This is a genomic window from Micromonospora profundi (assembly GCF_011927785.1).
GTDB lineage: Bacteria > Actinomycetota > Actinomycetes > Mycobacteriales > Micromonosporaceae > Micromonospora > Micromonospora profundi.
Genome location: NZ_JAATJK010000001.1, coordinates 1,100,360 through 1,118,836, shown reverse-complemented (window position 1 = coordinate 1,118,836; position 18,477 = coordinate 1,100,360). Strand labels below are relative to the sequence as shown.

The following is an 18,477-nucleotide window of genomic DNA, read 5'->3' as shown; positions in this document are numbered from 1 at the left end:
GGGGATGACCGCGAACGTCAGGCGCCGACGCGGCGCAGCAGACCCTCCTGCACGGCGCTGGCGATCTGCCTGCCGTCGGTGGTGAACATCCGGCCGGTGGCCAGACCGCGGGCGCCGGACGCCGACGGGCTCCAGCAGTCGTAGAGGAACCACTCGTCGGCGCGGAACGGCCTGTGGAACCAGAGCGCGTGGTCGAGGCTCGCGCCGACCACACCGCCGGGCCCCCACACCTCGCCGTGCATGGACAGCACCGAGTCCAGCAGGGTGAGGTCCGAGGCGTAGGTGAGCAGGCAGGCGTGCAGCAGCGGGTCGTCCGGCAGTTTGCCGTCGACGCGCATCCAGACCCGCTGGTGCGGGTCAGCCGGGCGGTCGCCGGGACGGACCCAACCGGGCTCGCCGACGTACCGCACATCGATCGGGCGCGGGATCTGACCCCAGATGCCCAGACGCTCCGGGTAGCGGGCGAGCCGGTCGGACATCGTCGGCACGTCCTGCGGCTCCGGCACGTCCAGCGGGGAGGTGGCCTGGTGGTCCAGCCCTTCCTCGGCCCGCTGGAAGGACGCCGACATGAAGAAGATCGGCTTGTCGTGCTGGAGAGCTACCGCGCGGCGGACCGAGAAGGACCGGCCGTCGCGGATGTTCTCCACCTGGTATTCGATCGGCTCGGCGGGGTCGCCGGGGCGGACGAAGTAGCCGTGCAGCGAGTGCACGAACCGCTCCGGGTCGACAGTGCGGCCGGCGGCGACAAGCGCCTGACCGGCCACCTGGCCGCCGTACACCCGTTGGGGGCCGACCGGAGGGCTCATCCCCCGGAAGGTCATCTCCCCGGTCGGGTCGAGGTCCAGCACCTCCAGCAGCTGGTCCACGGCGGCCTGGCCGACCGCGGCGCGGCCGTCGCTCACTGCAAAGCCCGCGCCGACGCGGCGTCGACAAGCGAGCCGAGCTGGTGGACGCGCAGCGTGTTTGTCGAGCCGGGGGTGCCGGGCGGGCTGCCCGCGACGATCACCACGTAGTCGCCGGGGTTGGCCCGGTTGAGGCCGAGCAGCGCCTGGTCGACCTGACGGAACATGTCGTCGGTGTGCTGCACGAACGGCATCAGGAAGGTCTCGACGCCCCAGCTCAATGCGAGCTGGTCGCGCACCTCGGGGACCGGGGTGAAGGCAAGCAGCGGCAGGTCGCAGTGCAGCCGGGAGAGCCGACGGACGGTGTCGCCAGTCTGCGAGAAGGCGACGAGCGCCTTGGCGTTGATGGCCCGGGCGATCGACGAGGCGGCCACTGTGAGCGCGCCGCCGTGGGTACGCGGGTCGTGCTGCAACCGGGGCACCCCGATCGAGCCGGACTCGGTGGTCGTCACGATCTTGGCCATTGTGCTGACGGTCAGCACCGGATATTTGCCGACGCTCGTCTCGCCGGAGAGCATCACCGCGTCCGCGCCGTCGAGCACGGCGTTGGCCACGTCGGAGGCCTCCGCCCGGGTGGGCCGGGAATTCTCGATCATGGAGTCGAGCATCTGGGTGGCCACGATGACCGGCTTGGCGTTCTCCCGGCACAGCTGCACGGCGCGCTTCTGCACCAGCGGCACCTCGTCCAGCGGCATCTCGACGCCGAGGTCACCGCGGGCGACCATGACGCCGTCGAAGGCCAGCACGATGGCTTCGAGATTGTCCACGGCCTCCGGCTTCTCGACCTTGGCCAGCACGGGCCGGAACACGCCCTCCTCGGCCATGATGCCGTGTACGAGCTTGATGTCCTCGGCCGAGCGGACGAAGGAGAGCGCCACCAGGTCGACGCCGAGCCCCAGGGAGAAGCGCAGGTCCTCGGCGTCCTTGTCCGACATGGCTGGCACGCTGACCGCCACGTTGGGCAGCGAGACGCCCTTGTTGTTGGAGACCGGGCCACCCTCGGTGACGAGGCAGCGGATGTCGTTGCCGGTGACGTCGGTGACCTCGACAGCCACACGGCCGTCGTCGATCAGCAGGCGGTCGCCGGCACGCACCTCCTGCGGCAGCTTCCGGTACGTGCAGGAAACCCGCTCCTTGCTGCCGACGATGTCGTCGCCGGTGATCACGACGGAGTCGCCGGTGCGCCACTCGTGCGGGCCGTCGGCGAACCGGCCGAGGCGGATCTTGGGGCCTTGCAGGTCGGCGAGGACGGCCACCGGCTTGCCGGCCGCCTCGGACGCCTCCCGGACCAGTCGATAGACCGCCTCGTGGTCGGCGTGGCTGCCGTGGCTGAAGTTGAGCCTCGCCACGTTCATGCCGGCCTCGACGAGACCCCGGATGCGCTCCGGGGACGAGGTGGCGGGACCAAGAGTGCAGACGATCTTCGCGCGGCGTGTCACGCCCATCAGGCTAGTCTCTCCTTCGGGTCGGACTCGGGGCCGACCCCTTGCAGGCAGCGGAACTTTTGTCCAACGACGCGCGGTGCGCGTCGGGCCGGCGGGCGGAACCGCACCGGGAACGTTGTGGCGACGGGCATCGGCGACCGCGCGCCCGGAATGGTACGCCTCCATCGGCGTGTCCACTCGGGGGTGCTCCCGCGCCAGCGCCCGGACCACGGCTCCAGTGCACGCCCGGACCAGACCCCCCGTGGGCGCGACCGTAGCACCGGTGGACCACACCCGCGGTCGTCCGCCCGACACCCGCCGCCGGACCGGCCGGTCAGCTCTCGGTCTTGACCAGCGGAAACTCAAGCGAGCCGGCCGGGCACAGGAAGGTCAGCACGTCGATCCGGTAGAGGCCGGCCTGCACGGCCGGGTCGGCCTCCAGCACGCTGCGTACGTCGTCGACGCTTCCGGTGCGGGCCAGCCCGAATCCGATCGGGGGTTCCGGATTGCTCGTGGTGCCGTCGATCGAGCCGGCAACCAGCACGATGCCGCGCCGCTGCAACGCCTGCATGTGCTCGGCGTGCTCGGCCTGCAACCGCTGCACCGTCTCGGCGGGCAGGGCACGGCCGGCCGCGCCGGGATAGATCACGATGCACTCGTACGTGTCGAGCGCGAAGTCGACCTGCGGCTCCCCCGCCATGGTGCTCCCTCCGCCGTCGCGCCGGCCCGCATCGGTCGGGCTGCCCGAGCCCTCCGTACCGGCACGCGCTCAGCGTCGCACGTCACCGACGGCGGTACCGGCCGCTCGGCGCAACTGCCGTGTCGCGGCGCACAATCGACGCGCCGGACGCATGGCGAGCCGGTCCCAGGGCACGATCAGTAGGTGATCGGGTGTTTCGTCCCGGTCACGACCAAGACGATTGGGGATCCGCGTATGGCGACCGACCTGAGCAAGCAGCCGGCGAAGGCGTCCGGCACGTACCGGATCGGGGGCGACGTCACTGTCAACCGGCTCGGCTACGGGGCGATGCAGCTCACCGGGCCGGGTGTCTGGGGCGACCCGAAGGACCCGGCCGAGGCGGTACGGGTGCTGCGCCGGGCCGTCGAGATGGGCGTGACGTTCATCGACACCGCCGACTCGTACGGGCCGTTCGTGTCCGAGTTGCTGATCCGTGAGGCCCTGCACCCGTACACCGATGATCTTGTCATTGCGACGAAGGCCGGGCTGAGCCGTTCCGGCCCCGGCGACTGGCGCCCGCTGGGCCGCCCGGAGTACCTGCGCCAACAGTGTGAGCTGAGCCTGCGCCACCTCGGCCTGGACAGCATCCCGCTCTATCAGCTGCACCGGATCGACGCGAAGGTGCCGCTCGCCGACCAGTTGGGCGAGCTGGCGTTGCTGCGCGAGGAGGGCAAGATCCGCCACATCGGGCTGTCCGAGGTGAGCGTGGAGCAGATCGAGCAGGCACGCGCGATCACTGAGATCGTGTCGGTGCAGAACCTCTACAACCTCGTCAACCGCAGCGCCGAGGACGTGCTGGACCACTGCGAGCGCAACGACCTCGCGTTCATCCCGTGGTTCCCGATCGCCACCGGTGAGCTGGCCCGGCCGGGCGGCCCGCTGGACGCCATCTCCACCGAGCACGGCGCGACGCCCGCGCAGCTCGCGCTGGCCTGGCTGCTGCGCCGCTCGCCGGTGATGCTGCCGATCCCCGGTACGTCCTCGGTGGCGCACCTGGAGGAGAACGTGGCTGCGGCCGAGGTGCAACTCACCGACGACGAGTTCGAGGCGCTGAGCAAGGCGAGCTGAGCACAGTCACCGGCGTGGGGTGGTCCCGAGCGGGACCACCCCACGCCGGTCAGACCGCAAGGCAGTTGGGTCGCACCGGGCCGTCGGCCAGGGCGCCACGCACGATTGTGTACGCGGTGCCGTCGAGCACCAGGCCGAGGTGCCCCACGACCCGCAGCGGACAGTACGTCTGGATCAGCACGTTCGTCGCCCCGTCGTTGACGGCGGCGTTGCCGGTGGGACGGACCAGCTCGTCCTGGAGGGTGCGGATTGTCGTGTAGCGCACCGCGCCCGGTGTGTCGTCGCCGGCGTTGAGGTCGGCGAGGAACGCCGAACCGATGCTCATCTGCTGGCAGGCCACGACGCCGGCGCAGCTGCCGAGGCCGAGGAACGCCACGATGTTCGCCACGTACGTGCCGTAGTGCGGTGTGCCGAGGCTGACGTACCGGCCGATCGTGGCGGTGCCGCCGAGCCGTTTGAGGTAGTAGCGGCTGACCAGGCCGCCTTCGGAGTGGGCGACGACGTCCACAGTGGACGCGCCGGTGCTGGCGCGTACCTGCTCGACGTAGCCGGCGAACGCGCGGGCGGAGGCCGGGATGTCGCCGAAGCCGAGGCCGGGCAGTTGGTAGACGAAGGTCCGGTAGCCGTCGGCGCGCAGCCGGTTGGCGATCGGCTCGTACGCGACGGCGATGCCGCTGAGCCCGCCGACCACGATGACGGTTCTGGCCGCCGCCACGGCTGGCGCGGAAGTGGGGGCGGCTGCGGGGGCGGCTGCCGCCGGCGCGGTGGTGGCGAGGACTGCGGCGGTGGCGAGGGTCAGGGCGAGGGCGGTCTTTCGGAGCAGCATGGTGGCACCTCTGGGTGGAGGCACCCGGCGAACCGGGCAGGTGGGTGGGGGTGTCCGGTCGACCGTGCGACGATGATGCCCGCAACAATTCGGAAACGTCAATGGCTTGTTACGCGCGGGTAACCCGTTGTTCCGCCGGAGGCGCAAACGGGCATAACCACCACGCTCCATATCGGACGCAGCTGGTGGCTGGCATGCCGTGGCCGTAGCCGCGGACGAACCTCAGGCTCGAGCGGTGGTCGACAGCGGTCACCGCTGGCCGGAGGGAACTGTCGTCGACGAGCTCGACGACGAATGGCTGTTGCTCGTCGACCGTTGAGCGGTCAGCGGGTCAGGGCCGGGGGACGCAGCCCGTCGAGAGCCACGCCGAGCACCCTGTCTCGCTGCCCGGGTGAGGGGAACTGGGCCATGGTGAGGCCGCTGATCAGCCGCAACACGTCGTCGAATCCGATGTCGTCGCGCACCACGCCGGCGGCCTGCGCGCGGCACATCAACGGCTCGCCGGCCGCGTAGATCTCCGTACGGCAGGTCCGGAAGATCTCCGAGTCGTGCAGCAACTGCTCGGCGAGCGCCCGCTTGGTGGCGGCGTACGCGACGAAGCGGTGCAGCCACGCGACGAAAGCGTCCCACGGGGGCAGTTCGGCGAAGTCCTCGGCGGAGCGGCTGAGCGCCCGGACCTCCTCGACGTAGACGGCCTCGAAGAGGTGCTGTCGGGTCGGGAAGTTGCGGTAGAGCGTGCCGATGCCCACCCCGGCACGCCGCGCCACGTCCTCCAGGGAGGCGGTCGCGCCGTTCTCGGCGAACGCGTCGCGTGCGGCGGCGATCAGGGCGTCGTAGTTCCGCCGCGCGTCGGCCCGTTTGGGTCGCCGTGCGAAGACCTCGGGCATGGGTCCGCCGCTGGACATGACGCGGGTCACCTCACTATTGCAACCGGAGGCAGCCCTCCACTAAGTTTATCGGAGGCACCCCTCCGTAATCCCGGAGGCTTGCCTCCGCTTAGCTTACCCCGGGCCCGCCCGATCCGTCTGGCCACCCGAACGCCCGGGCCCGCGACCTCCGCCCCGCGACCAGACCGCAGGCCCAGAACCTCCTTCCGTATGCAACCAGGGGAGCTCCCTTCTCGTGGCAGTAACCTCCCGACGCAGCTCGCGTCGGCTCACCTTCACCGTGCTCGCCGCTGGCGCCGGTTTCTTCTCGATGCTCCAGTCGCTGATCACGCCGGTGCTGCCGACCATCCAGCAGGATCTGCACACCTCCCAGAACACAGTGACCTGGGTCCTCACCGCGTATCTGCTCTCCGCCTCGATCTTCACGCCCATCCTCGGACGGGTCGGCGACATGGTCGGCAAGGAGCGGATGCTCGTCGTCTCGCTCGCCGCGCTCGCCCTCGGCTGTCTGGTGGCCGCCGTCGCGCCGAACATCGGCGTACTGATCGTCGCCCGGGTCGTGCAGGGCATCGGCGGCGCGGTCTTCCCACTGTCGTTCGGCATCATCCGCGACGAGTTCCCCGCCGCCCGGGTCTCCAGCGCGGTCGCCGCCATCTCGGCGATCGTCGCCGTCGGTGGTGGGCTCGGCATCGTGCTCGCCGGACCGATCGTCAACTCGCTGAGCTACCGCTGGCTGTTCTGGATCCCGATGGTCGTGGTCGGTTTGACCGCCGTGGTCGCCTACCTGTTCGTGCCCGCGTCGCCGGTGCGCAGCCCCGGCCGCATCGACTGGCGCGCCACCGTGCTGCTCTCCGGCTGGCTTGTCGCGCTGCTCCTGCCCATCAGCCAGGGCGGGGCGTGGGGCTGGACCTCCGCCTGGGTGCTCGGCCTGCTGGCGCTCGCCGTGGTGCTGCTGGTCGGCTGGCTTGTCGCCGAGGTCCGCTCACCCAACCCGCTCATCGACATGCGGATGATGCGCCTGCCCGGCGTCTGGACCACGAACCTGGTCGCCCTGCTCTACGGCGCGTCGATGTTCTCCGTGTACGCGTTCCTGCCGCAGTTCGTGCAGACCCCGACAGTGGCCGGCTACGGCTTCGGCGCCAGCATCGGCCAGTCAGGGCTGCTCCTGCTGCCGATGCTCGTCGCGATGTTCGTCGCCGGGCTCGTCGCCAGCCGCCTTCAGGCGGTGTTCAGTGCCAAGGCGCAGCTCGCCACCGGCGCCACGTTCAACGTGATCGCCGCGGCGCTGCTGACCCTCGCGCACGACGCCCGCTGGCAGGTCGCCATCGCCGGCGGTCTCATGGGCCTCGGCATCGGCCTCGCCTTCGCCTCGATGGCCAACCTGATCGTCGCCAGCGTGCCCGCCAGCCAGACCGGCGTGGCGACCGGCATGAACGCCAACATCCGTACCATCGGCGGCGCGATCGGCGCCGCCGTGATCAGCGGAGTGATCACCGCGAACCCGCAGGCCAACGGCCTTCCCCGGGAGGCCGGCTTCACTACCGGGTTTCTCGTCCTCACGGCGATCGCCCTGGCCGCCGCGCTCGCGGCCCTCGCCGTCCCGTCCGCCCGGCGGGCGTCGGCCGGTCGCCGGCCGACCACCACGACGGTCATCGAGTCGGAGCTAGCCGCCGAGTTGGCCCCCGTGCCCGCGACCCGCTGAGCGCACCGGAGCCCGCGGCGGCCCGCCGTCCCGGGCTCCGGCATTCCCCGGGGGTACGCTTGCCGCTTTCCCGCCCACCGTTCGCCGCCGTCAGGATGCGCCCATGTCCGAACCGCTGACCGCCGACCGGATCGAAGAGCTCGGCGCCCTGGGCCTTGAGAGCCCCGATCCGGCCGCGCTTGCCGCCGAGCTGGTAAGCGCCGTCGACGAGGGACGGGTCGCCGACCCCGACGACACCGGGTACGCGCTGCTTGTCGCGGCGGACATCCTGAAGCAGGCCGGCGACCTGGCCGACGCGCTCGCCCTGGCCACCCGCGCCATCGCCGAACAGCCCGACGAGAACGCGTACGCCCGCGCGGTGCGCGGCGGCCTGCTGCTGCGCCTCGACCGCGAGGACGAGGGCCTTGCCGAGCTGACCGAGCTGCGTCCCCTGCTGGAGACCAACCCCGACGCCACGTACCTCATCGACGAGCTGTCCGAATCCGGCCACGCCGAGACGGCGTTGGAGTGGATCACCGGCGCGCTTGACGCGATCATGGAACGGACGCGGAGCCAGCAGCACGCCTCCGAGGACGCGCAGGACGAGGCCGCCGCCATGATCTACGGCCTGGCCCAGCAACGACACGACCTGCGCGAGGAGATGGGTCTCCCCCACGACGAGTACGACACCCTCGCCGACCGGCTACGCGCCGCGAGCAGCCACGCCCTTGAGGCGCTCGACGACGGCCCGGCGACGCTGCTGTTCTGGCCGGAGGCCGAGTTCACCGCGTTGCTGACGCGCTGGCCCGCGCTTGTCGACAGCTACCCGAAGACGCGGGACGAGCACCGCGCCCAGATCGAACGCGCGCTCACCGAGGCGTCCGGGTTGGCCGGCGCGGACCTGGGCGTGGTCGCCGGCACCGTCGAGGGCCTGGCTGCCTTCGCCGGCGACGACCCCATCGACGAGGAAACCCTCGACGGGTACGCCGACAGCCTCGACGAGGTGGGCCTGACGTCCTGGCCGCCCGGCCGCAACGACGCCTGCTGGTGCGGCTCGGGCGCGAAGTACAAGAAGTGCTGCCTACCGCGCTCGCGCGGCTGACCTCTTTCCGTCACCAGCGGCCCGCGCCCCTTCTCCACGCCCCGCACGACGCGGCCACGCCACGCGAACCTCCACATATGATCGACAGGGCTGATCGACCGGCCCGGGTTCGATGACGGAGGGGATGGCGTGACCGCGCAGGACCAGCACGAGACGATCGAGGACAGCCCGGTCGGCTGGGTCGCCAGCCACATCCGGCGCTACGTCGAGACCGACGGCGCCGACGGGGGCACCTTCCACGGCGTACCCTCGCTGCTGCTCACCACCCGCGGACGCCGGTCGGGCAAGCTGCGCCGCACCGCGTTGATGTACGGCCGCGACGGCGACGACCACGTGCTGGTCGCGTCCAACGGGGGTTCGGCCAGGCACCCCGCCTGGTATTTGAACCTCAGCGCGGATCCGAGAGTGGACATCCAGGTGGGTGCCGAACGGTTCGCCGCTCGGGCGCGTACGGCGACCGCCGAGGAGCGGGTCCGGTTGTGGCCGGTGATGACGGAGGTCTTCCCGACGTACGCCCGCTACGAGAAGGAGACCGACCGCGAGATCCCGGTCGTCATCATCGAGCGCACGTCCACTGAACAATCCACTATCGATTGATGGATGTGAGCACCGCCGACGGCTACGGTGACCGCAGGTAAGCACCCACTCCGGACAAGGAGAACCGCCGTGCGCCGCATCACCACCACCATCGCCCTGCTCGGGTTGTCACTGTTCGCCCTGCTGACGCCGTCGCCGGCGAGCGCGGCGAGCACCATCGAGGTCACGTCCGCGACCCTCGTCGCGAAGGGCGTCGCCCTGGACATCACCCTCACCGTCACCTGCCCGGCCGGCATGTCCGGCGGCACCGAGCTGATCATCAGGCAGCGCTCGGGCAACACTGTGGCGTACGCCTCCGGCTGGGCACCCCTCTCCTGCGCCGGTGAACCGCGAACCGCGACCGGCCGGGCGTGGGTGTCGGAGGGTGGGCGCGTCCTGCACAACGGCGAGGCGCTGATCGGCGGAAACGCCGAGGTCTGCGGCGACAACGGCTGTGACTACGCGAACTTCGAACAGACCATCCGCATCACCCGCTGAGCTCTCGAAAGCTCGCCGGGGACAGGCGGACCGAGAGCCCACATGCCAGGCGCGGAGACCAACGGGGCGGCATCTCGCTCAACTAGACCGATTACATGGCCGCGCCCAACACCTGCCGATCGACTCCATGGGACGACCGAGGCAGCTTCTCTGGCAGCAATGCACCTGCCGCCGTTACGCGGCAAGGGCAGTCGCCAGGAAGCTAATCGATCTCTGTGGAGCGGATCTCCGCAGCAATTTGCGCCAACGAACCCGACCCTGGCACGAACCATCGTGTCGTTCCCTGAACGGCCTTCGGCGGCTCGCCCGGCGCCGTCTTCAGCATCTTCATGGTTAACCCTGTCGGCGAATATTGCTCGCCGTCCGCAGCCCACAGCAGCGGCCGACGTCGGTCGTTCACCCAAGTGGCCTGCCCTCGTCGCGGGTCTTCGTCGATCCATGGCAACAAGGCTTTCCGTTCCGGGCTGGTCACCGGCCGGAATTCCACCGGCGCACCGTCGGCCACGCGGCCCGAGTTGACGATGACAACGACCGCTGCCGCCTTCCGTTCGGTCTCTCTTGGCGTGGGACTGTATTCGGCAGGAAGATCCGGACGCGGCTGGCCACTTCGAAGAGATTCGAGCACCAAAGCTACTAGCTGGCGACATTTTTGTGGATGCTTGAACGTGACCAGAGCGGAGCTTGCCGGGTACTCGGCATCAAAATGATGGATCAACCATTCAAGCGCGATTTCCGATAGGTCCACGGCTCGATCCAGCACGGGTCGCCAATCAGCGTTTTGGTCATCGAAAGGTTCGTCGGCAAGTTGCTGCATAACCAGGTGAACTATCAGCAGGTCACCATGTTCAGAAACCTGAACTGCTCGCCCTTCTCGAGTCCGAGCGCCTTCGCTCAGGTGCGCTTGAACAGCCCGGAGGAGCAGGACAGATCGCCACACTCGATAAGCACTCGGCTGAGAACCAAAGAGCAGACGATAGCTTCCGTTCGTGCCGAATTCCCACAGGAGTTCCTGGTTCTGCTTTGCGCGCATCGCCAACTCTGGGTTCCGATGAGCACAGGACAGAGCGGTGGCAGCCTCAACGATGGAGCATCCAGCATCAGGCGCAGGGTCTGTGTCACCACGCTTGTACACGTAAGCCTTCTGCAGCGACAGGGCGAAGTCATCTCGCAGTTTCGACTGCCGTTCGTCAAGCGCGGCGTAATCACGGGCCTTGACCTGGTTCTGCGTGTTGGTCGCCTGCGTCACTTCGGTGGCGAAACCGTCGGGGCAATCTTCAAGCGAGATGAGGCGCACCCACACCCGACCTGAGGCTGCCACCTCGGGCGCCTGCTTAACGGCAGCATGCATCGCAGCCACTGTTTGGGCACCGTTAACCACACTGACTCCACTTAAGACGAAGTCCCCTGGACCTCCGGCAGTATTAGCGAATTTTGCAGTACGGCGAACGCTGTCGCAAAGCACGGTTATTCCATTATTGAAGTACCAGAAATGATCGGGACGCTTCACCAGCGTCTCGGTGATGCTTCGGTTAACCGCGGTGACCCCAAGCGACGTTCGAATGTTCTTAGCAAACAACCGGTCGCCGTGATCGTCGTACCAAGAAGCCACCTCGCTGGCATACATGGTTCCGTAGTAAGCCTTAAACGGCTCCGCCACTGATGCACACCCGTCGAGGCGAGCAGTGATGTCGATTTTTGGCCCATCGACACCCGAGCGGACAATATCGTGAAAATCAACCAACCCCATGACTTTCACATCCGTCATCGGCTCAGTTTCCTTGCATGCCTGATGCAGAACGTAATCGACCGCGTCAGCAAGCACTGGACGGCCCAGCAAAGCGATAACCAAGGTGATCTTCACGTCACCTTCCGCAAATGCTTTGTCGACCTCATCAGCGAGCGCCTGGAAGCGCTTATTGAATCGGGCGTACTCCTCGCGCAGCAGCAGGTCGAAACCCTGCTTGAACTTCAGGGCGCTTGCTTGGTCCAGCGTTGCATTGCCGTTGTCGCTCCACTTAGCTTGGACCAGCCACACATGTGGCGCATCCTTGCTTACCGCGACCGCATCAATTCCCCAGTCATCGAAGCCATCAATTACGGCGGCGGCTGCCTCCATCGAACCAGTACCGGCGAGGTGCTGGACCGCCATCGCCGCTAGCGCCCGAGACAGGAAAGCTTGCTCACGGTGCCGCGGTGGCGCCTTGTCATCAATGTCACTGAGGTCGACACAATCCTCGAACTGGCGCATTAATGATTCGCGGACGTGCCGCACCTGGAGGGGATTCATCATCCGGCGCCCTTCTATGCTAGCTCGATCACTGGCAACGTTGGTTAATCCAGCGATGCTGGCCGGGCGGGGGCAGCATCTCCTCCGGCTCCGGCCGCACCGAGAGCCTCAGCGATGGCGGCGAACTCACGAAGCGCCGACTCCAGGTCCTCGACGATCTCCTGCGCGATGACTTCTGGCGGCAGCAGGGCGTCGGCGTCCTCCAGGGACGCGTCCTTGAGCCAGGTGATGTCGAGGTTCACCTTGTCGCGGGCGATCAACTCCTCGTAGGAGAAGGGCCGGAACCGCTCGGTTTCGACCCGCTCGGCGCGGTCCTTGCCCGGCAGGTAGCAGTCGACGAAATCCTGGAGATGTTCACGACGTAGCGGGTTCTGCTTGAGAGTGAAGTGCTGGTTGGTGCGGAAGTCGTACACCCACAGTTTCTGCGTCCACGGCTCCTCGCGGGCGCGCTTGCGCTCGAAGAAGAGCACGTTAGCCTTAACCCCACCGGCGTAGAAGATGCCGGTGGGCAGGCGCAGCATGGTGTGCAGGTCGTACTGCTTGAGCAGTCGGCGGCGGATCGTCTCCCCCGCGCCGCCCTCGAAGAGCACGTTGTCCGGCAGGACAACCGCGGCCCGACCGTCGATCTCCAGCAGCGAGGCGATGTGCTGGACGAAGTTGAGCTGCTTGTTGGCGGTGGTGGCCCAGAAGTCGTTCCGCTCGATCTCCCGCTCTTCACGCGTGGAGCGGCCGTCCTCGCCAATCATCCGGATCGAGGAGCTACGGCCGAACGGCGGGTTCGCGAGGACCAGACTGTAGCGGCGGTCCGGCTCCTTGCCGAGCGCATCCCCGATGGTGATCAGAGAATCGCCACTGGGGGTGCCGATGCCGTGCAGCAGCATGTTCATCGCGGCCAGCCGTGCGGTGCCGTCGACCAATTCCGTGCCGGTGATCGCGCCGTTGGCGAGCCGCCGCCGCTGGTCCGGGGTCAGGTCACTGCCGTGGTGCTGCTGGATGAAATCGAACGCGGCGAGCAGGAAGCCGCCGGTACCGCACGCCGGGTCGGTGATGGTGTCATCGGGGGTGGGTTGCATGCAGTCGACCATGGCGGCAGTCAGCGCACGTGGGGTGAAGTACTGCCCGGCACCCGACTTGGCGTCCTCGGCACCCTTGGCGAGCAGCTCCTCGTAGGCATCGCCCTTGACGTCTACCCCGGTGCTGGACCACTCCTCCTTGTCGATCAGGTCGACGATGAGCCGCTTGAGCTTCGCCGGGTCCTGGATCTTGTTCTGTGCCTTGCGGAAGATCGTGCCCAGGGTGCCGCCTTCCAGGGCCAGCTCTTCGAGAACGTTCCGGTACTGGGCCTCAAGCTTCTTGCCCTCGGAATCGAGCAGCGTCTGCCAGCTCAGCTCGTCGGGCACGATCTGCTCCGGTCGGATCGATCGATTGGCCCGCTCGTCGGCCATCTTGAGGAAGAGCAGGAACGTCAACTGCTCCACGTAGTCGATGGTCGAGACACCGTCGTCACGCAGCACGTCGCAGTAGTTCCACAGCTTCTGCACCAACCGGCGAGAATCCAGAGTGCTCACAGCGGCAGTGCCTCCTGCTGGTAGTCGTCGCCGGTCACCCTGGTCGGCGGAGCCGCCAACTCTCTCTGGGTACGCCGGGAGCGCGTCTTCTGCTTTGGCAATGCGGCTGCTCGTTTGGCCTTGATGCGCGCGAGCAGCTCCGACGCCGGCACATCGTTGGAATTCTGCGACCAAAGCCGCCCCGCCAAGGTCGCCGCGAGAAGCATCCGCTTCAAGATTTCGCCCCGACTCTTAGCTTCCCGACAAGCTTTAACGACTGCATCAATCCCGCTCTCGATGGCCGCAAACTCGCTTACAAGTCGCCGTTGAATTTCGATATCCGGAACGACAACCTCAACTTGTCGCAGCTTTTCCTGAGGTAGGTGCTTAATTGTAGAGCCGGTTTCAAGATGAGCTGTGCGCTTGTTAAGCACCGCTTCTTCAAGAGCCAGCGCCAACCATTGGGGCTCCAGTCCCGGCCGCACGCGAAGTCTATGAAGAGCCTTTTGGTAGGTCATGGTCGCTACCTCCCCACTCCAAACAGCACATCGCCCCGGCTCACCGCCTTCGCACAGCAACAAGTCGCCCGGAAGTAGGTTGAAGCGCAGCCGCTCGTCAGCCGACATGGGCACGGTGGAGACCTGAGTTAGATCTATGTGGCCCCATCGGACATTTATGTTACGAAGATATGGAGTCGGCTCACCTTGATTTCTAGCTGAGTCAAGCATCTTCCCAAGCGACGTATCGGCTATCGCACCTATTCGAGTGAGTACGCCGCCGGCCGCGACTGCTCGGTCCCTAAGCTCTCGAAGGTGCGCCTTTCGCAGGATAAAAACCCGACCTTCGGCGGAGGTTACCGCATCGCGCCCCCTTTTAAGGTGGGCTAAAAAGGCACCAAGATCGGCAACGATACGGCGCTGCTCGGCGAGGGGCGGCAACAGAATTGGCACTGACTTCAGGCTTGAGCCGGAGATGCCAGCCTGGCCGGCGGTAGTGCGCGCAACCGAACGCACGAATGATCGGACTTGCGGACTTTCGAACGCGTATCCGATGTAAAACGGATCGGCAAGTTCGGCATCAACTCGAACACGGATTAGTTTATCCGGGTAGGTGAGGGCCCTCGCAGTGTCTGGCACCACAGCGCAAGCGCCAACGTAATCAATGTTCCCGTTATAGCGCGTGAAGAGGAGATCGCCAGATGCGAGCAGGGCATCAGACTGGGCGAGAGAGTCGCGATCCATGCCGGTGTAACGAACGTCGTCCAGCTGCAACGACCCTGGTCGGACAGCGCTGACCCGAAGGATTGGGACGCCGTCTGGTTGAGTCCCGGGCCTGGATACAAAGATGCCGTTCTTCACCGACAGCGCAACCTCACCGAGCGTCACCTGAGCCCAGCCCTTGGGCAGGTCGGTCACGCGGACAGCTCCTGGTTCAGCTCGTTCAGTAATGGCTCGGCGCGCTTGCCGAACGCGCCCGCGTACCCGTCGATCCCGCCCCGCTCGCTGAACGGCGCGCCCTCCAGATCGTCGGGGGTGATCTCCACGCTGACCGCTATCACGTCCTTGATCCTCTCCAGCCACCACGCCTGGTCGGCAGTGAACGTAGCGCCTGACTGTTCCTGCCGGAGCAGCCACCCACGGAAGCGCTCCTCGACAAGGCTGCGGTACGGGCGCAGCTCCTGGTCGAGCCCCAACTCATACCTGATAAGGCTGACAAGGTCGGTCACTCCCCTGCTGCCGGACGCCTCGGCGGTGCGGCCGAGCAGCACGTACGACTTCCACAAGGACTCGGGCGTCCACGCCTGCGGCGGCCGGGCGATCCGCGCCGCCAGTTCTTTGAGCTGGGCGTACCCGACTCTCCCCCGCCCTTCGTAGAAGACCTGCAAAGCGGTGATCTCGTCCCGGTGCTCCTCCAGATAGTCGTGCCAGCTCTTGACGGTGACCTGGGCGCGTTCCTCGGGCGGCACGCCGGCCGCCGAGATGAGCTTGTCGGCGTTCACCTCGTCGATGGTGATGTCGTGCGCGCGGCGGATCTCCAGGATGCGTTCGCGCAGCGCCGGGTTCGCGGCAAGCGGACGCAGCGCCCCGGCCAGCAGGTCGCGTACGGCGTCCGGGCCGGCTTCCTTGGCGGGGTTGAGCTGCTCGGGGGCGACCGCGTCGACCAAGCCCCGCACGATGCCGGTGAGCGGCTGGTCGGCGAGGGCCGCCAGCTCCGCGCGCTCGTCGTCGGTCAGCTGCTGCTCCAGCCTTGCCAGCCGGGCGGCGAGGGTGGCTACCTCGTCTGAGTCGGCGGTCAGGGTGCCTGCCTTCTTGAGCAGGTCGCGCAGTGAGATCTGCCGTTCCGTGTGCCGTTGCAGCGGCACCGCCTCGTCCAGATCGGCTTCGGTGACGCCCACCGCGTCGACGATGACGAACCGGTCCTTCACCTCGGCGTCAGGGGTGACGGCCTGGAACTCGGCGGCGTCGATGGTGCGAGCGCCACGCCCTTTCATCTGCTCGAAGTAGGTGGCGCTGCGGACCGGCCGGAGGAAGAAGACGCACTCCAATGGGCGTACGTCGGTGCCAGTGGCGATCATGTCGACGGTAACCGCGATGCGCAGCTCCGGGCTGTTGCGGAACGCCTGGATGAGGGTGTCCGGGTTGTCGCCACCCTTACGCGAGGCGTACGTGATCTTCGCGGCGAAGTCGTTGCCCCGCCCGAAGACGAGCCGCACCATCTGCACGATTTCCTCGGCGTGGTTGTCGTCCCGCGCGAAGATCAGCGTCTTGGGCACGGTCGAGCGGCCAGGGAAGATCTCCGTGAACAGCTTCTCCCGGAAGGTTTCCAGCACCAGCTTGAGCTGCCCTTTCGAGATGACCGACCGCCCGACCTGGCTGCCGCCGTACGTGAAGTCGTCTTCCAGCTCCTGGTAGCGCTCGGCCCGGGTGCGGCGGTCACGCAGCGGCACGACCGTACCAGCCTCGATGTCGGCGCCCTTCTCGGTGATCTCCGTCTTGATCCGGTACACGTCGAAGCTGACGTTCACCCCGTCGGCGACCGCCTGCTCGTAGGTGTACTCGGAGACCAGGTTCTGCTGGAAGAAACCCAGCGTCTGTTTGACCGGCGTCGCGGTCAGCCCGACCACGAAGGCATCGAAGTACTCGATGACGCCCCGCCACTTGCCGTAGATCGAGCGGTGACACTCGTCGACCACGATGAGGTCGAAAGTCTCCGGCGGGAGCTGTCGGTTGTAGGCGACCTCGGCCGGCTCGTCCAACTCGTAGTCGTCGTACGCCCGGTCGTCGAGGTCGGGGTCCGGCAGGTCGTCGCCGCGCAGCGCGCCGTAGAGCCGCTGAATGGTGGAGATGACCACGGCGGATGAGTCGAGCATGCCGGCACCGGAGAGCCGGTCGACGTTGTGCAGTTCGGTGAACTTCCGCCCGTCGTCCGGGGTCTGGTAGCCCGCGTACTCCCGAAGGGTCTGTTTGCCGAGGTTGTTGCGGTCGACGAGGAACAGAATCCGGGTGGCGCGGGCGTGCTTGAGCAGCCGGTAGCTGCTGGTGACCGCTGTGAACGTCTTGCCGGCACCTGTCGCCATCTGGATCAGCGAGCGCGGCCGATCCTCGGCGAGCGAACGTTCCAGACCGTCGATGGCGTCCACCTGAGCGGGCCGCAGGCCCAGGCGGTCCAGCGCCGGCATCCGCCGCAGCCGGGCCCGCAACGTCGGTGCCGCCGGATCGTCGTCGGCCTCCCGCATCCACCGCGCGAACGTCTCGGGCCGGTGAAAGGCAAAGACCTCACGGGTACGTGGAAACGGGTCGAGCCGGTTGACGAAAGCCGTCTCGGTGCCCGTAGCGACATAGCCGAAGGGCAGCGGGTCGTTCCGGTGCCACGCAGCGAGCTTCTGCTCGGCAGTGAGACCGTTGAGGTAGCGGTCGAGTTGCGCCTCGACGCCACGCGGCGCGGTCCCCTCCCGCTTGGCCTCGATCACGCCGACCAGCCGCTGGTTGACGTAGAGCAGATAATCGGCCCGACCAGTCGCCAGGGTCACCTCGCGGACGGCGACGCCGGTCCCCGCGTACAGATTGATCTGGGCCTCGTCCTGGACGATCCAGCCGGCGGCGCCCAACTGCCGGTCGATCTCGACCCGGGTTTGCATCTCGTTGAGCGGTTCGTGTGAGGCGCGACGCGCGCGGGCGATGAACTCCTCCCGGCGAGCGGCCGAGACTTTCGGTGTCCCCTTGCTGTCGAGCGCCGCCTGCTCCGCCTCGGCGGACGGTGCCAAGCTCGCCACCAGGGCGGCGGCCTGATCACGACGGGCATCGGCATCGCGAACGGCACGATCCGCGGCGACCATCGCATCGGCCTGGGCCTGCGCCAGCGACGCCTTGCCCTCCAGCAGGAGCTTGGTCTGTGCCAGCTCGTCCTTGTAACGCTGGATCTCCGCCTGGAGCCCGTCCGCGATGCTCTGCGACACCTGACGGGGCGGCGGAGACGGCGGCACGAAACCAAGCGCAGTCCTGTCGCCGGTCAACGCCCGGTGGAACCAGACGCCCAGCTCGAAGCAGGTGCGCAGCATGTCGAGCGCCGCACGTACCTCACCCAGATGATCGTGTACGGCCTTGTTGCCCTGATCACGAAGGCGGTCGAACGCGTGATAGGTCTCCGCGACCAGGGTGCCGTCGCTATACAGCGCTTGAACCCGGTGGTAGAAGTCGTTCTTCTGCGGCTTCGCACCGGTGCGGCGGACGAGATCCTTGGCCAACTCGTCACCGAAGGCACGGATCTTGAACATCGCGGCCTGGGCGTCGACATAAACGAGCAGCTCAGCACCCGCTCCGTACCAGACCAGTAGCGGGTGCTCCTTGAGAAACCCGAAGTTGGCGGACTGCTCTGCCAGACGTCGTACCTGTCGAGGATCCACGACACTCCACGTCGCTAGCCATCGGTGAACACGTCAG

Annotated in this window: 14 protein-coding genes; 5 read left to right on the top strand and 9 right to left on the bottom strand. The window is 67.4% G+C overall.

The genetic code is table 11. The features are described 5' to 3' along the window. Nucleotides 1–17 precede the first annotated feature (17 nt). The 3 genes from F4558_RS05005 to F4558_RS04995 form a co-directional block, all read right to left on the bottom strand. Nucleotides 18–902 carry an acyl-CoA thioesterase gene (locus F4558_RS05005; protein WP_053658209.1) on the bottom strand — a complete coding sequence of 295 codons (885 nt, stop codon included), beginning with the start codon at nucleotides 900–902 and terminating at the stop codon, nucleotides 18–20. After that, nucleotides 899–2,347: a pyruvate kinase gene (gene pyk, locus F4558_RS05000; protein WP_167943324.1), complete on the bottom strand. Its 1,449-nt coding sequence runs from the start codon at nucleotides 2,345–2,347 to the stop codon at nucleotides 899–901. The genes F4558_RS05005 and pyk overlap by 4 nt, the downstream gene beginning before the upstream one ends. A 313-nt stretch (nucleotides 2,348–2,660) precedes the next feature. Beyond that, nucleotides 2,661–3,026, bottom strand: a complete 366-nt coding sequence (locus F4558_RS04995) for a YciI family protein (protein ID WP_053658206.1) — start codon at nucleotides 3,024–3,026, stop codon at nucleotides 2,661–2,663. 234 nt (nucleotides 3,027–3,260) lie between these two features. Here F4558_RS04995 and F4558_RS04990 point away from each other — a divergent pair, with 234 nt between their 5' ends. Next, the gene (locus F4558_RS04990) at nucleotides 3,261–4,133 is read left to right on the top strand and encodes an aldo/keto reductase (protein WP_053658204.1); all 873 of its coding nucleotides are present in this window, start codon (nucleotides 3,261–3,263) and stop codon (nucleotides 4,131–4,133) included. Nucleotides 4,134–4,182: 49 nt separating this feature from the next. On the opposite strand, the gene F4558_RS04985 is transcribed toward F4558_RS04990, so the two are convergent. Both F4558_RS04985 and F4558_RS04980 read right to left on the bottom strand, forming a co-directional pair. Beyond that, nucleotides 4,183–4,959: an esterase/lipase family protein gene (locus F4558_RS04985; protein ID WP_167943323.1), complete on the bottom strand. Its 777-nt coding sequence runs from the start codon at nucleotides 4,957–4,959 to the stop codon at nucleotides 4,183–4,185. A 323-nt stretch (nucleotides 4,960–5,282) separates the two neighbouring features. Next, complete coding sequence (locus F4558_RS04980) at nucleotides 5,283–5,864, bottom strand: TetR/AcrR family transcriptional regulator (protein WP_209273180.1); 582 nt, start codon at nucleotides 5,862–5,864, stop codon at nucleotides 5,283–5,285. Nucleotides 5,865–6,081: 217 nt separating this feature from the next. Here F4558_RS04980 and F4558_RS04975 point away from each other — a divergent pair, with 217 nt between their 5' ends. From F4558_RS04975 to F4558_RS04960, 4 genes are all read left to right on the top strand, one after another. Next, a complete protein-coding gene (locus tag F4558_RS04975) occupies nucleotides 6,082–7,548 on the top strand; it encodes an MFS transporter (protein ID WP_053658199.1) in 1,467 nt (488 codons plus the stop codon). A 103-nt stretch (nucleotides 7,549–7,651) separates the two neighbouring features. After that, on the top strand, nucleotides 7,652–8,629 hold the full coding sequence (locus F4558_RS04970; RefSeq protein ID WP_167943321.1) for an SEC-C domain-containing protein: 978 nt from the start codon (nucleotides 7,652–7,654) through the stop codon (nucleotides 8,627–8,629). 129 nt (nucleotides 8,630–8,758) lie between these two features. Beyond that, complete coding sequence (locus F4558_RS04965; RefSeq protein ID WP_167943320.1) at nucleotides 8,759–9,226, top strand: nitroreductase family deazaflavin-dependent oxidoreductase; 468 nt, start codon at nucleotides 8,759–8,761, stop codon at nucleotides 9,224–9,226. Between the two features lie 69 nt (nucleotides 9,227–9,295). After that, a complete protein-coding gene (locus F4558_RS04960; protein WP_167943319.1) occupies nucleotides 9,296–9,703 on the top strand; it encodes a hypothetical protein in 408 nt (135 codons plus the stop codon). Between the two features lie 202 nt (nucleotides 9,704–9,905). On the opposite strand, the gene F4558_RS04955 is transcribed toward F4558_RS04960, so the two are convergent. Genes F4558_RS04955 through F4558_RS04940 form a run of 4 tightly spaced genes read right to left on the bottom strand, consistent with a single transcriptional unit; the run spans nucleotide 9,906 to nucleotide 18,440 of the window. After that, nucleotides 9,906–11,993: an AIPR family protein gene (locus F4558_RS04955; protein ID WP_167943318.1), complete on the bottom strand. Its 2,088-nt coding sequence runs from the start codon at nucleotides 11,991–11,993 to the stop codon at nucleotides 9,906–9,908. 41 nt (nucleotides 11,994–12,034) lie between these two features. Continuing rightward, a complete protein-coding gene (locus F4558_RS04950; RefSeq protein ID WP_167943317.1) occupies nucleotides 12,035–13,558 on the bottom strand; it encodes a type I restriction-modification system subunit M in 1,524 nt (507 codons plus the stop codon). Further along, nucleotides 13,555–14,952, bottom strand: a complete 1,398-nt coding sequence (locus F4558_RS04945) for a restriction endonuclease subunit S (protein ID WP_167943316.1) — start codon at nucleotides 14,950–14,952, stop codon at nucleotides 13,555–13,557. The genes F4558_RS04950 and F4558_RS04945 overlap by 4 nt, the downstream gene beginning before the upstream one ends. Continuing rightward, a complete protein-coding gene (locus tag F4558_RS04940) occupies nucleotides 14,949–18,440 on the bottom strand; it encodes a DEAD/DEAH box helicase family protein (protein ID WP_167943315.1) in 3,492 nt (1,163 codons plus the stop codon). Before F4558_RS04940 ends, F4558_RS04945 begins: the two co-directional genes overlap by 4 nt. Nucleotides 18,441–18,477: the final 37 nt, after the last annotated feature.

What these genes read in the sequence shown, in the direction of transcription:
- pyk (WP_167943324.1), bottom strand. Translation starts at nt 2,347, where the DNA reads ATGGGCGTGACACGCCGCGCGAAGATCGTCTGCACTCTTGGTCCCGCC.
- F4558_RS04995 (WP_053658206.1), bottom strand. Translation starts at nt 3,026, where the DNA reads ATGGCGGGGGAGCCGCAGGTCGACTTCGCGCTCGACACGTACGAGTGC.
- F4558_RS04990 (WP_053658204.1), top strand. Translation starts at nt 3,261, where the DNA reads ATGGCGACCGACCTGAGCAAGCAGCCGGCGAAGGCGTCCGGCACGTAC.
- F4558_RS04985 (WP_167943323.1), bottom strand. Translation starts at nt 4,959, where the DNA reads ATGCTGCTCCGAAAGACCGCCCTCGCCCTGACCCTCGCCACCGCCGCA.
- F4558_RS04980 (WP_209273180.1), bottom strand. Translation starts at nt 5,864, where the DNA reads ATGTCCAGCGGCGGACCCATGCCCGAGGTCTTCGCACGGCGACCCAAA.
- F4558_RS04970 (WP_167943321.1), top strand. Translation starts at nt 7,652, where the DNA reads ATGTCCGAACCGCTGACCGCCGACCGGATCGAAGAGCTCGGCGCCCTG.
- F4558_RS04955 (WP_167943318.1), bottom strand. Translation starts at nt 11,993, where the DNA reads ATGATGAATCCCCTCCAGGTGCGGCACGTCCGCGAATCATTAATGCGC.